Source organism: Streptomyces sp. NPDC088910 (assembly GCF_044749865.1).
In the GTDB taxonomy this organism is placed as follows: Bacteria; Actinomycetota; Actinomycetes; order Streptomycetales; family Streptomycetaceae; genus Actinacidiphila.
In genome coordinates, this window is record NZ_JBIVIV010000013.1 from 28,307 (window position 1) to 41,126 (window position 12,820).

A 12,820-nucleotide genomic window follows, 5' to 3' on the forward strand; every position below is an offset into this window, starting at 1 on the left:
CGGCACGGGCCCGCGCAAAGGAACGGATTCCGGGCCGCCGACCCGCTAGTAGGCGACAGTGAGCGCGAGGGACGCGACCGCCAGGGCCAGATAGCCGCCGGGGAACGCGATGTTGTAGAGCACACGGGCACGCACATGGGTGAGGACAGCGCCCACGAAGAAGACGACGAGTCCCGCGGCGGCGGCGACACCGACGGGCCGGACGCCCAGGAGTCCGAGGAGGAGACCGGCGGCGCCGGCGGCCTTGAGCGAGGCCAGCCAGATGTGCCAGCTCTGCGGGACGCCCACCTCCGCCGAGTTCGCCAGGACGAACTCGGCGCGGGCGAGGTCCGCGACGGCGATGCCCGCGTTGGCCAGGATGGTGACGACGGTGATGATCACATACGCGGTGAACACGATGCATGTCCTCGGGGTCGGAAACGTCATGGGCTCGAAGAAGGTGCGGGCGCCCGCGACCACCAGCCTCGTGACACTCAACTTTCCCGTCCAATACCTGCACCTATAACCTGGGGGCATGGATGTGGACACCCGGCTGCTGCGCTACTTCGTCGCCGTCGCGGAAGAGGGGACCCTCACCCGCGCCGCGGAGCGGCTCTTCGTGTCGCAGCCCGCGCTCACCAAGCAGATCAAGCAGTTGGAGAGTCAACTCGGGGTGCGGCTGTTCACCCGGTCCCGTACCGGCATGACACCCACGGACGCGGGCCGTCTGCTGGCGCAGCGCGCGCCCGCGCTGCTGGCGGACTGGGACCGCGTGCTGACGGAGACCAGGAGCGCGGAGCGCCGGGGCCTGCGGCTGCTGCGGGTCGGCTTCCTCGCCAGCGCGGCCAATGAGGCGACTCCGCACATCATCGCGGAGTTCACGCGTCGCCGTCCGCGGTGGCGGGTGGAGATGCGGCAGGCGTCCTGGGCGAATCCGACCGCCGGGCTCGCCGACGGGGACGTCGACGTCGCGCTGGTACGGCTGCCGTTCCCGGGCCAGGAGGCGCTGCGGGTGGTGCCGCTGTTCACCGAGCCGCGCTGGGTCGCGCTGCCCGAGGCGCATCCACTGGCCGCGCGGGAGACGATCGCGTTCCGGGACCTGTGGGACGAGCCGTTCGTGGCCGCTCCGGCGGAGACCGGCCGGTGGCGGGAGGAATGGCTGGCCGCCGGGGAGCGCGAGGGCCGTCCGGTACGGATCGGCGCCGTCACGGATCTGCCCGACGACTGGCTCAGCGCCATCGCCAACGGTTACGGCGTCGCTCTCGCACCCGCGTCCGCCGCCCGCTTCTACGCAAGGCCCGGTATCGCCTACCGCCCGGTGAGCGGCGTCAGCGACAGCGAGGTCGGCGTGGCCTGGGCACCGGCCGACGACGCCAATCCCGTGGTCCGGGACTTCGTCAGCTGCTGCACCGACCGGCCGTGAGGAACGCTTCGTGGACGGCGGTACGGCGCCTCAAGGGCCTTACCGCCGAACGCCGTTCAGGGATCTGACCTGACGTCAGGCGGGCAGGACGGCCAGCGATCCCGAGTGCACGGTCAGGGCGACCCGGTGGGCGGCGCCGTCCCGGTTCGGGACCTTCACCTGGACGTCGGCGGAGGTGGCGGCCGTGGTCACGGCGTAGGCGTCGCCCGACGGGACCGGGAGGCGTACGGCGGTCGAGGCGGAGGTCGTCACCACGGCGAGGGTGTCCGGCGGCGCGCTGAAGCCGAGGTCGGCGCTGCTGGAGGTCACCGCGAAGTCGGCGTGGGAGGCGTGCAGCGCGTGGGCGGTGAGGCGGTCGGAGGCGACATTGACGGTGAGTCGGCCGCCGAGTCCTTCGAGCAGCGTCTCGCCCGAGGTCTGCCGCAGCCGCAGGCCGGTCTTCTCGGGGACGGTGAGGGTCAGATCGCCGTCGCACGAGCCCGCCGTGTCGCCCCCGACGTCGCCCCCGACGTCGCCGCCGTCGTCGTCACCGCCGTCGTCACCGGTGTCCGTACCGCAGACCAGAGTGAGGGTGCGCAGGCCCGCCGCGTCGTCGACGACACCGCGCACCCGCGCCGTACCGCCGTCGGGGCGGTGATACGTGCCCGAGACCGTGTGGGCGCTCGCGTCGGCGGTGATCCGCACGCGACCCGAGACTCCTTCGAGGACCAACAAGTCGGCGGCGTCGGCGTGCAGACGGGCCGTGGCGTCGGGATCGGTGCTGCCGAATCCGGCGCTTCCCTGGTCGGCACTTCCTTGGTCAGCGCTTCCCGCGCCGGGCGCGCCCTTGTCCGCCGGGCCACCGGCTCCGGCTCCGCCGTGGTCGCGGCCGTGTCCGGTGAGGACCAGAGCGGCGGTCACGGCGAGGGCGATCACCAGTACGGCGATGAGGACGCCCGGCCGGGCGCTCCGTCGTCCTGCGGGGTGTACGGGCTGGTCAGCGGTCTCCATGCCGCCCGTCTGCCCCGGGGGCCACGCCCGAACCCCACCGGGATGCCGGTCGGGTCACGGGCGTGCGGGGTGCGGGCGCGAGGTCCCGGCGGCCCTATCGGGCCAGCGTGACCAGGACGGTCTTGCCGCCTCCGGGGCGGCGGGTCACCGCCAGTGAGTGGGCCAGCCGTTGGATCATCATCCAGCCGAAGCCGCCTCTGGCGCCGTTCCAGTCGGGCGCGCGGCCTTGCGGCGGGGTGTCGCTGGGGTCGTCGATCGCCACGCGAAGGGTGTTCGCGGCGGCGCTCAGACGCAGTTCGCGTACCGCTCCGGCGTGCCGGAGGGCGTTGGCGGCCAGCTCGGAGACCACGAGGGTCAGATTCTGCAGGGTCCGTACGGCCAGCGGAGGGTGGAGGGTGTCCGCGAACTCCGAGGCGGCGACGCGTGCTTCCGCCGCGCTCATGGGCCGGGAAACAGTCACGGCGTGGGCCACCGGCGTTGCCGCCGGTGCCCCGCCATCGGACGGATCGCTCACGTGAATCACCTCTGGAGGAGATCCCGCGGCGCGTGCGACCTGAGGTCAGCCGCGCCGCAGCATCATGACGACGAGTACGACGACGACGATGAGAACGATGGTTCCGATACCTATGTACATGTGACGCTCCTGAACCAGATTGTCCGGCGGTTTGCTTCCTCAGGTCGCTTGCCCGGCTCGGACCGGTCTACCGCGTTCTTTCGATACAGGGGTAAGGGACCGGATCCGGGGAAGGACGCCGGGTCGGTCAGCGCGTGGCCGGGGGCAGTTCGCGGGCGGCCTGCGCGATGAGCATGTCCAGGGCGTCGGGATAGGCGCTGCGGGTCATCCGGGCGGCGAGCAGGGGCGCGGTCGCGGCGATGTGCGGGTGGGTGCGGGGCGACAGGGCCGCGTACGTGTCCTGCCAGATCTCCTCGTCGGCCGCGCGGGCGGCGGCGGGCAGCGCCAGCGAGGCCGCGTCCAGGGCGGCGAAGGCCAGGCAGCCGTCGATGAAGACGTGGTAGACGCGTACGAGGCCGGGGCCGGTGAATCCGGCGCGGTGCAGGATGCCCAGGATGGCCTCGTCCGCGGCCAGTTCGCGCTTCCCCCCGCTGACCCGGCTGGCGGTCAGCACCGCCGCCTGCGGGTGGGCGAGATACGCGCGGTGGATCCGCAGGCCCAGGTCGCGCAGATCGCGCCGCCACTGGCCGGTGGGCGTCCAGCCCGCCAGGGCCCGGCCCATCAGTTCGTCGGCGATGGCCAGGACGAGGGCGTCCATGCCCCGGAAGTAGCGGTAGAGGGAGCTGGGGTCGGCGCCGAGTGCCAGGCCGAGCCGCCGCGCGGTCAGCCCCTGCGCGCCGTGTTCCGCCAGCATGCGCAGGGCGGTCTCCACGATCAGTTCGTGGCTGAGCACCTCGCCCTGCCGCGTCGGCCGACGTCGTTGCCGCGCGGCTCCGTCCACCACCTTCTTGGCCACGGCCGGGAGCTTACGCCAACGGCATTGACCTTACGGCGCCGCCGGCGGTTCCATCACTCCACGGCGCGAGCACCCCCCGTGCGAGGGCCCCGGCCGCACCGCTCACCCGCTCACCCACTCGACCAGCGGAAGGAACCCCGCCATGCGTGTACTGCTCATCGGAGCCGGAGGCGTCGGAAGCGCCATCACCCGGATCGCCGCCCGACGCGGTTTCTTCGAGCACATGGTCGTCGCCGACTACGACCCGGGCCGGGCCGAGGCGGCCGTCGCGGCACTGGGCGAGGCGGCGGACCGGTTCAGCACGGCCAGGATCGACGCCTCCGACCAGCTCTCCGTGGAGGATCTGCTGCGGGAGCGGCGGTGCGACGTGCTGCTCAACGCGACCGACCCGCGTTTCGTCATGCCGTTGTTCCAGGCCGCGCACCGGGCCGGGGCGACGTATATGGACATGGCGATGTCGCTGTCGGTGCCGCACGCGCGGCGGCCCCACGAGGAGTGCGGCACGAAGCTCGGCGACGACCAGTTCGCGCAGGCGAAGGCGTGGGAGGAGGACGGGCTGCTGGCACTGGTCGGCATGGGCGTGGAGCCGGGCATGTCCGATGTCTTCGCCCGCTACGCCGCCGACCACCTCTTCGACGGCATCGACGAGATCGGGGTGCGCGACGGCGCGAATCTCACGGTGGACGGCTACGACTTCGCGCCGTCGTTCAGCATCTGGACCACCATCGAGGAGTGTCTGAACCCGCCGGTGGTGTGGGAGAAGGACCGCGGCTGGTACACCACGGCGCCGTTCAGCCAGCCTGAGATCTTCGATTTCCCCGAGGGCATCGGCCCGGTGGAGTGCGTGAACGTCGAGCACGAGGAGGTGCTGCTGATCCCGCGCTGGGTCGACGCCCGCCGGGTGACGTTCAAATACGGTCTCGGCCAGGACTTCATCGACAAGCTCCAGACCCTCCACGACCTGGGCCTGGACCGTACGGACCCGGTCACCGTCGCCACCGACCGGGGTCCGGCCCGGGTCTCCCCCAGGGACGTCGTCGCCGCCGTGCTGCCGGACCCGGCCGCGCTCGGCGACCGGATGCACGGCAAGACCTGCGCGGGCACCTGGGTGAAGGGCACCAAGGACGGCCGCCCGCGCGAGGTCTACCTCTACCACGTGGTCGACAACCAGTGGTCGATGCGGGAGTACGGTTCCCAGGCCGTCGTCTGGCAGACGGCGATCAATCCGGTGATCGCCCTCGAACTCCTCGCCGACGGCACCTGGAGCGGCAGTGGTGTCCTCGGCCCCGAGGCGTTCGACGCGCGGCCCTTCCTCGACCTGCTCGTCGCGTACGGGTCCCCGTGGGCGATGCGCGAACAGGCCGGGAACGCGCAGGATCGGGACGCGGCCCCGGCGCCGAACGCGTAGCCACCGCCGCCCTCGGGGCGGATGCCCCGAGGTGCCCCCGGACCTGGGGCGCCTGTGTAGCCAGGGAGGACAGGGGCAGGCGTGGCATCACACGGTGATTGAGTACGACGGGGTCGGTCTTCCGGCCCCAGGACGCACGGAGGTCCCACGATGCGCAGCCTGTCCGTACGCGTGATGGTGCCCGCCGCGGCTCTGGCCACGGCGGCCCTGACCTTGACGGCTTGTTCGGACGACGGCGGGTCCGCCGCTCCGGCGGGCTCGTCCGTCTCGGTCAGCGCGGCGCCGTCCGACTCCCCGTCCGCCGGTGCGCCGTCCACGACGGACGACGGTACGCAGAGCGCGCCGGGCGGTACGCCCACGTCGTCGGCGGACGGCTCCGGCGGCGCGTCGGCCGAGGCGGCGGGGCCGAGCGCGTGCGCCAGCGACCACCTCAGCGTGGCGCTGAAGGACGCCGAGGTCGGCGCCGGGCAGTACCACGCGAAGGTCGTCTTCACCAACACCGGCAGCACGGCGTGCACGCTGACGGGCTATCCGGGCGTCTCGTACGTCAGGACGGCCGGGGCGCAGGCCGGTCCCGCGGCCGACCGTGACGGCGGTTCGCACGGCACCGTCTCGCTGGCGCCGAAGGCGACCGCGTACGCGGAGCTGCACGACAGCAACGGTCAGGGCGGTTACAGCGCCGACCAGTGCAAGCTGACGAAGGTCGAGGGGCTGCGGATCTATCCGCCGAACCAGAAGGCGGCGCTGTTCCTCGCCGACAAGACCGAGCACTGCGCCGGTACGGGCATCCATCCGCTGACCATAGGCGCCGTGCGGCGCTGACGGCCGGTCGCCTGACGCACCGTCAAGGGCCCGCGCGGGCCCGGATGGTGGACCGCCGCGGACCCGCCGCTTCCCGGTCGCTAGCCTGCGTGCAAGGACGCGGCACCGTGATGTGCCAGGTCATGGCGGCGGACGGCCCTCGACGCGGGCAACGGGACGCGCCTTGACGGGAGTTGTCCGACCCGAGAGAGGCGCAGCGCATGTTCACGACCAGGCCGACCCTCCAAGGCACCTTCGGCATGGTGGCCTCCACCCACTGGCTCGCCTCCCAGAGCGCGATGGCCGTACTGGAGGGCGGCGGCAACGCGTACGACGCCGCCGTGGCCGGTGCTTTCGTGCTGCACGTCGTGGAGCCGCACCTCAACGGTCCCGGCGGCGAGGTGCCGATCATCGTCGGGCCCGCCGAGGGGGAGGTACGGGTGCTGTGCGGGCAGGGGGTGGCGCCCGCGGGCGCGACCGTCGCCCACTACCGCTCGCTCGACCTGGACCTGGTGCCCGGTACCGGGCCGCTGGCCGCCGCCGTGCCCGGCGCGTTCGACGCCTGGATGACGTTGCTGCGCGACTACGGCACCGCGTCCCTCGCCGAGGTGCTGCGTTACGCGATCGGGTACGCGGCGGACGGTCATCCGCCGGTCGAGCGGGTCACGGCGACCGTCGAGACGGTGCGTGAGCTGTTCGAGACGGAGTGGACGACGTCCGCGGAGCTGTATCTGCCGGGCGGCGAGGCGCCGCGTCCCGGCGAGCTGTGGCGCAATCCGGCGCTCGCCGCGACCTGGCGGCGGCTGATCGCCGAGGCGGAAGCGGACGGCGGCGGGGACCGGGTCGCGCAGATCGAGGCCGCGCGCCGGATCTGGCGGGAGGGCTTCGTCGCCGAGGCGATCGTCGCCCAGGCCGCCCGTCCGACCATGGACACCAGCGGCGAGCGGCACACCGGGACCCTCACGGCCGCCGATCTGGCGGGCTGGTCCGCGTCGTACGAGGAGCCCGCCACGTATGAGTGGGACGGCTGGACGGTCTGCAAGGCGGGTCCGTGGAGTCAGGGCCCGGCCTTCCTCCAGCAGCTCGCCCTGCTGCCGTCGCGCGCCGCCGACCTGCCCGCGTACGGGTCCGCCGCGTATGTCCACCGGCTGGTCGAGGGCACGAAGCTCGCCATGGCCGACCGCGAGGCGTGGTACGGCGACGCGTCGGACGTCCCGCTCGACGCGCTGCTGTCCACCGCGTACAACACCGGCCGCCGCCCACTCATCGGTGACCGGGCCTCGTACGAACTGCGGCCCGGCGGCCCCGAGGGTCGGACGCCGAAGCTGAGCGCGTACGCGACCGCCGCGGGGCAGGGCGCGGGTGCGCGGGTGGCGCCGGCCGGGGCCGGGGCGGGCGAGCCGACGGTCGCGGTCGACGGCGGCACGCGCGGCGACACCTGTCATATCGATGTCGTGGACCGCTGGGGCAACATGATCTCGGCGACGCCCAGCGGGGGGTGGCTCCAGTCGAATCCGGTGATACCGGAGCTGGGCTTCCCGCTCGGCACGCGGCTCCAGATGACCTGGGTCGAGGAGGGTCTGCCCAACTCCCTGTCCCCCGGCCGCAGGCCGCGCACGACGCTCAGTCCGTCGCTGGCGCTGCGGGACGGGGTGCCCGTCCTCGCCTTCGGCACCCCCGGCGGCGACCAGCAGGACCAGTGGCAGGTGCACTTCTTCCTCGCCGTGGCGCTCCGCGACCGGGTGCGCGGAGGCTACGACCTGCAAGGCGCCGTCGACGCGCCGAACTGGCACACCGACAGCTTCACCGGCTCCTTCTACCCGCGGGCCATGGCGCCGGGCAGCCTCACCGTCGAGGAGCGGACGGGTCCCGATGTCGTGGCCGAACTGCGCCGCCGGGGGCACGCGGTGAGCGTCGGCGACGCCTGGTCGGAGGGGCGGATCTCCGCCGTCGCGCGCGATCCGGAGACGGGCGTGCTGTCGGCCGCCGCGAATCCGCGCGGCATGCAGGGCTACGCCGTGGGACGTTGACGCGTCCGGACGGCGGCGCGCGGCCCTGCGGAATCCTCAGCCCATGCCCACGCTCTGGTGCTCGGGCTCGATGAGCGCGACGACGAGCTCGTTGTCGCGCGAGTAGGGGCCGCCGGTGTACTTCGTCGCCATCCGGTCGATGATCTCCCAGACGGCGTCGCCCTCCAGCCATTCGACGACCTTGCCGCGGATGACGACCGGCTGGAAGGGGTTGTCGGCCGGGGTGAGGGAGAGCGCCACGCGCGGGTCGCGGCGCAGATTGCGGGCTTTGCGGGACCGCGGGCCGGTGAAGATCGTGACGCGGTCGCCGTGGGTGCCGATCCAGACGGGGACGGTGTGCGGGGCGCCGTCGGGCAGGACGGTCGCGATGTGGGCGAGTGAGGTGCCGTCGAGGACGCGGCGGACGTCGGGGTCGAGCATCGTGGTCAGCTCCTGATGGCTTGTGCGGGTGCGCCGGTGAACGGGTCGGCGGCTCTGGTGGTGTACGCGGACGGCCGCCCAGGGCCGCGTCCGGGGACGTATCCGTGGACCGACACGCGTGCACACTGAGAACCCTGCCAGGTCCGCGGGCCCTCGGCATCCCGCGCGAGGCGCCTGCCGAGCGGCTGAACCGCCTCGTCGACGAGGGCGTCCTGGAGCGGCGCCCGTACGGCCGCCGGGGGCGAGGCCGGTCCGCCGGGGCTCCGCGACCTGACGGACGCTGCGCGACCGCGGCGCGGTCATCGCTCAGGCGGTGTGCTCCGCCACGAGGCCGATGATCTCGGGCCACAGCTCACGGGGGCGGTCGTGGCCCATATCGGGGATCAGGACGAGTTCGGCCCCTGGCACCAACTCCGCGGTGCGCTCCCCGCCGCTGGGGCTGATCAGGGTGTCGTCCAGGCCGTGGATGACGAGGGTCGGCACCTTGAGCTTCCGGAGTGCGTCCGCGCGTGAGCCGCCGAGGATCATCGCGCCGAGCTGCCGGCCGACGCCGGAGGGGTGATAGGCGCGGTCATAGCTGCGGGCGGCCAGGTCGCGCAGGGCGTCGGCGTCGCCGTAGCGCCGGGAGGCCCACACCAACTCCCTTTCCGCCGCGGCGACATAGCCTTCGCGGTCGGCCGGTTTCGGGGCGAAGAGCACCGCCTGCGCCTCGGGGGTCGGCCGACCGTATTCGGACTCGCCGGTCGAGGACATCATCGAGGTCAGGGTCAACACCCGCGACGGCCGGTGGATGGCCATCGTCTGGGCGATCATGCCGCCCATCGAGGAGCCGAAGACATGGGCCCGGTCGATGCCGAGCGCGGTGAGCAGGCCGAGGCCGTCGTCGGCCATGTCCTGGAGCGTGTAGGGGACCATGGCCAGGGCGGAGGCGATGTCCCCCGAGCTGACCGCGGCGATGAACCGGCCCATGTCGACGGGGTGGGCGTCGAAGGAGGTGGACAGCCCGCAGTCGCGGTTGTCGTACCGGATGACGTGGCGGCCACGGTCCGCGAGCGCGCGGCAGAAGTCCTCGTGCCAGGAGATCATCTGGGCGCCGAAGCCCATCACGAGCAGGACGGCGGGATCGGCGGGGTCGCCGAAGGTCTCGTAGGCGAGGGACACTCCGGGCGCGACGTCTGCATGGGGCATGTGCGGAGTCTGCCATTCGGCCGATCGCCTCGCATCCGGCTTTCGGCCAGGGCTGACCTGCGTCTTCTCCCGCACTTTCAGGTGCCGGGCCGGGCGGGCAGGGGGCGCGGATGCCGGTGGCGGCGCCCCCTGCCCGGACATCGGGCGGCTAGGCGGTGATCTTGACCGCGTCGATCACCCAGTACCAGTTGTTGGAACCGGTGTAGTGGAAGCGGAAGCTGACACTGGAGGCGCCCGCGGGCGCGGTCAGGGTGAGGGACTCCACCTTGGCGACCGTGTCGGCGGTGTAGGTCTTGACGACCGTCGGGGTGCCGCCGTTCCAGGAGGCGAGGATCTCGGCCTTCTGGCTGCCTTCCTGGAGGTAGTGCGTGACGTAGTCGAGGGTCACCTTGGAGCCCGCGGTGACCGCGTGGGCGGGGGTGACGAGCGTCGAGTCGAACGTGCCGGAGAAGGACTTGTCGGCCCACTCGTCGGAGTCGGCGACCGCGAAGACCCCGCGCGAGCGGACGTTGAGTTCACGCGACTGGTCGGCCTGGGCGCGGGACCAGAACTCGTCGGTGGCGAAGGACCAGCCGCGCCACTCGGTGACACCGCCGGTGCCCATCGCGGAGTTGATGATCGACCAGCCGCTGGGCGTGGTGTGCGTATAGCCCAGGACCCCGGCGGGGATGCCGGTCTCGTCGGTGCGCGGTGAGAGCGTCAGCGTGTCGAAGGGATCGGTCGAGCGCTCCTGAATGGGCTTGCCGTCCAGGCCCCAGGAGGCGGCGGGGACGATGCCGAGCTGCTTGAAGACCGTGGCGGCCACGTCGACCAGGCGGGTGTCGATGGGCCGCAGGCCCGCCGCGATGCCGGGTCCCTGGGCCAGCACGAAGGTGCGCCGCTCCTCGATGGTGGAGCCGCCGTGGCCGCCCGCGTCCAGGTGTCCGTGGTCGGTGGCGACGATGACCGTCCAGCGCTCGCTCGCGTAGGTGGGACGGGCCTTGACCGCGGCGAGCAGGCGGCCGAGGTAGCCGTCCTGGGTGGCGATGGCCTTGAGGTACGCCTGGCTGGCGGCGCCCGAGGCGTGTCCGACCTCGTCGGTGTTGCCGAAGTAGACGAAGGCGACATCCGGGTTCTGATCGCGCAGGACGGATTCGGAGTCGGCGACGATCTGGGCGTCGGTGACGGTGTAGTCGGCTGTGTCGCCGTCGTAGACGACCTTGCCGTCCGCGCCGTCGGTGAAGGTGCCCTGCGCGTCGAGCGGCTTCCAGTCGACGGCCACGTAGGTGGACAGGGCCGGTTTCACGGACGCGATGCGCTTGATGAAGCCCGGGTAGGCGCCGTAGTTCTTGCCCGCGAAGGTGTTGTCCTTCACGCCGTGCTTGTCCGGCCACACGCCGGTGGCGATGGTCGACCAGCCGGCGCCGGAGACGGTGGCCGCCATCGGGCTCGCGTAGAGCAGGCTGGTGCCGTAGGTGCCGTTCGCCATCAGGGACTTGAGGTGGGGGGCGGTGGCCGCGTCGATCCTGTCGTGGCGCAGGCCGTCCATGCCCACGACGAGGACCTTGTCCTTGCTGGTGCCGTTCGGCAGCGTGGGGGCCGCGGCGGCGGCCGGGGTCGCGGCGGTGACGCCGCTGACGGCGACGGTCGCGCCGACGGCGGCGGTGGCCGCGAGGACGCTGCGGCGGGAGATCCCGTGGTCGGACATCTGTTGCTCCGTTCGACATGGCGGAGGTGGCGGAGACGGGCGGTGCGGGAGAGCACCAGTGGGACCGAACACCCCGGAACATCGAGGCCGTTCGGTCCATACCTGTTATCTTTCCGTGACGCGTGGGCGGAGGCCAGACCCCTGCGGGAGACGACCTGTTGAACGGTCGGCTACCAGTGGCCGACGTCCGGATTCGCCACGCTCCCCCGTTCCGGGGCCGCCGGGGTACGCGGCGTTAACATGCGTCCCATGCCCGATGCCCCGCCCCGCCCCGAACCCTTCGCCCCGCGGGCCGACGCCGCCGCGCTCGACGACCTGCGGACCCGGCTGCGCGCGACGCGCTGGCCGGACGCGCCCGAGGACGCGGGATGGTCGCTCGGAACCGACCTGGACTACCTCCGCGAACTGGTCGCCTACTGGGCGGACGGCTTCGACTGGCGGGCGCAGGAGGCGGCGCTGGCCCGGCTCCCCCGGTTCCGGGCCCCGATCGGCGGGCTCGGCATCCACTTCGTCCACGCCCGCGCCGTCGCGCCCACGGGGCCCGTCCTGCCGCTGGTCCTCAGCCACGGCTGGCCGGACTCCTTCTGGCGGTACGCGAAGGTCGTCCCGCTCCTCACCGATCCGGCCGCGCACGGCGCCGACCGGGCCGACGCCTTCGACGTGGTCGTGCCCGACATGCCGGGCTACGGGTACTCCGACCGCCCCGCCGCGGGACGGCCGCTCGACTCCGTCGCCGTCAGCGGCCTGTGGGCGGAGCTGATGGACGTCCTCGGCTACGCGCGGTTCGGCGCGGCGGGCGGGGACATCGGCAGCCATGTGAGCCGCTATCTCGGGCTCGACCACCCCGACCGGGTGGTGGCCGTCCACCGCACCGACGGCGGCCTGCCCGTCTTCGCGGGCGATCCGGCGGAGCTCACACCCGAGGAGAGCGCCTGGTTCCAGCAGACCGCCGCCTGGGGCGCGGCCGAGGGCGGATACGCCGCCATGCACCGTACGAAGCCGCAGACCGCGGCCGTCGGGCTCCAGGACTCGCCCGCGGGGCTGGCCGCGTGGATCGTGGAGAAACTGCGGGCGTGGAGCGACTGCGGCGGCGACATCGAGCGGAGCTTCACCAAGGACGAGATCCTCACCAACGTGACGATCTACTGGCTCACCGGGACGATCGCCTCGTCGATGCGGATGTACCACGCGAATTCCGCGATCCCGTCGGCCCAGCTCACCCGCCGCGTCGAAGTGCCCTCCGGCTTCTCGCTCTTCCCCGGCGACATCGCCCGCCCGCCGCGGGCCTGGCTCGAGCGTACGGCCAACGCCGTACGCGTCACCGAGCCCGCGCGCGGCGGCCACTTCGCGGCGTTCGAGGAACCCGAGCTGTACGCGCGGGAGTTGCGCGAATTCTTCCGCCCCTACCGGGCGGCGGCGGGCTGA

12 protein-coding genes are annotated in these 12,820 nt (G+C 72.7%); 5 read left to right on the forward strand and 7 right to left on the reverse strand.

The genetic code is table 11. The annotated features are described in order from the left end of the window. Positions 1-45: 45 nt before the first annotated feature. Positions 46-426 (reverse strand): DoxX family protein, encoded by a 381-nt coding sequence (locus ACIP4Z_RS26985; RefSeq protein WP_401312757.1) that lies wholly within the window; start codon positions 424-426, stop codon positions 46-48. 88 nt (positions 427-514) lie between these two features. Here ACIP4Z_RS26985 and ACIP4Z_RS26990 point away from each other — a divergent pair, with 88 nt between their 5' ends. Next, the gene (locus ACIP4Z_RS26990) at positions 515-1,402 is read left to right on the forward strand and encodes a LysR family transcriptional regulator (RefSeq protein ID WP_401312338.1); all 888 of its coding nucleotides are present in this window, start codon (positions 515-517) and stop codon (positions 1,400-1,402) included. A 75-nt stretch (positions 1,403-1,477) separates the two neighbouring features. Here ACIP4Z_RS26990 and ACIP4Z_RS26995 read toward each other — a convergent pair whose 3' ends face one another. The 3 genes from ACIP4Z_RS26995 to ACIP4Z_RS27005 form a co-directional block, all read right to left on the reverse strand. Next, complete coding sequence (locus ACIP4Z_RS26995) at positions 1,478-2,392, reverse strand: hypothetical protein (protein WP_401312341.1); 915 nt, start codon at positions 2,390-2,392, stop codon at positions 1,478-1,480. Positions 2,393-2,486: 94 nt separating this feature from the next. After that, on the reverse strand, positions 2,487-2,834 hold the full coding sequence (locus tag ACIP4Z_RS27000) for an ATP-binding protein (protein WP_188283376.1): 348 nt from the start codon (positions 2,832-2,834) through the stop codon (positions 2,487-2,489). A 319-nt stretch (positions 2,835-3,153) separates the two neighbouring features. After that, positions 3,154-3,861 (reverse strand): helix-turn-helix domain-containing protein, encoded by a 708-nt coding sequence (locus ACIP4Z_RS27005; protein ID WP_355348507.1) that lies wholly within the window; start codon positions 3,859-3,861, stop codon positions 3,154-3,156. A gap of 142 nt (positions 3,862-4,003) precedes the next feature. Here ACIP4Z_RS27005 and ACIP4Z_RS27010 point away from each other — a divergent pair, with 142 nt between their 5' ends. From ACIP4Z_RS27010 to ACIP4Z_RS27020, 3 genes are all read left to right on the forward strand, one after another. Next, entirely contained in the window at positions 4,004-5,269 is a 1,266-nt protein-coding gene (locus tag ACIP4Z_RS27010) for a saccharopine dehydrogenase C-terminal domain-containing protein (RefSeq protein ID WP_391050014.1), read from the forward strand. A 150-nt stretch (positions 5,270-5,419) separates the two neighbouring features. Next, the gene (locus ACIP4Z_RS27015) at positions 5,420-6,091 is read left to right on the forward strand and encodes a DUF4232 domain-containing protein (protein WP_401312346.1); all 672 of its coding nucleotides are present in this window, start codon (positions 5,420-5,422) and stop codon (positions 6,089-6,091) included. A 200-nt stretch (positions 6,092-6,291) separates the two neighbouring features. Continuing rightward, entirely contained in the window at positions 6,292-8,100 is a 1,809-nt protein-coding gene (locus tag ACIP4Z_RS27020; RefSeq protein WP_401312349.1) for a gamma-glutamyltransferase family protein, read from the forward strand. 36 nt (positions 8,101-8,136) lie between these two features. Here ACIP4Z_RS27020 and ACIP4Z_RS27025 read toward each other — a convergent pair whose 3' ends face one another. The 3 genes from ACIP4Z_RS27025 to ACIP4Z_RS27035 all read right to left on the reverse strand — a co-directional run bounded on the left by ACIP4Z_RS27025 (position 8,137) and on the right by ACIP4Z_RS27035 (position 11,395). After that, a complete protein-coding gene (locus ACIP4Z_RS27025; RefSeq protein ID WP_355348495.1) occupies positions 8,137-8,520 on the reverse strand; it encodes a PPOX class F420-dependent oxidoreductase in 384 nt (127 codons plus the stop codon). Positions 8,521-8,826: 306 nt separating this feature from the next. Then, the gene (locus ACIP4Z_RS27030; RefSeq protein WP_401312352.1) at positions 8,827-9,708 is read right to left on the reverse strand and encodes an alpha/beta fold hydrolase; all 882 of its coding nucleotides are present in this window, start codon (positions 9,706-9,708) and stop codon (positions 8,827-8,829) included. Positions 9,709-9,856: 148 nt separating this feature from the next. After that, on the reverse strand, positions 9,857-11,395 hold the full coding sequence (locus ACIP4Z_RS27035; protein ID WP_401312355.1) for an alkaline phosphatase family protein: 1,539 nt from the start codon (positions 11,393-11,395) through the stop codon (positions 9,857-9,859). Between the two features lie 249 nt (positions 11,396-11,644). Between ACIP4Z_RS27035 and ACIP4Z_RS27040 the strand changes: the two genes are divergently transcribed. Continuing rightward, complete coding sequence (locus tag ACIP4Z_RS27040) at positions 11,645-12,820, forward strand: epoxide hydrolase family protein (RefSeq protein WP_401312358.1); 1,176 nt, start codon at positions 11,645-11,647, stop codon at positions 12,818-12,820.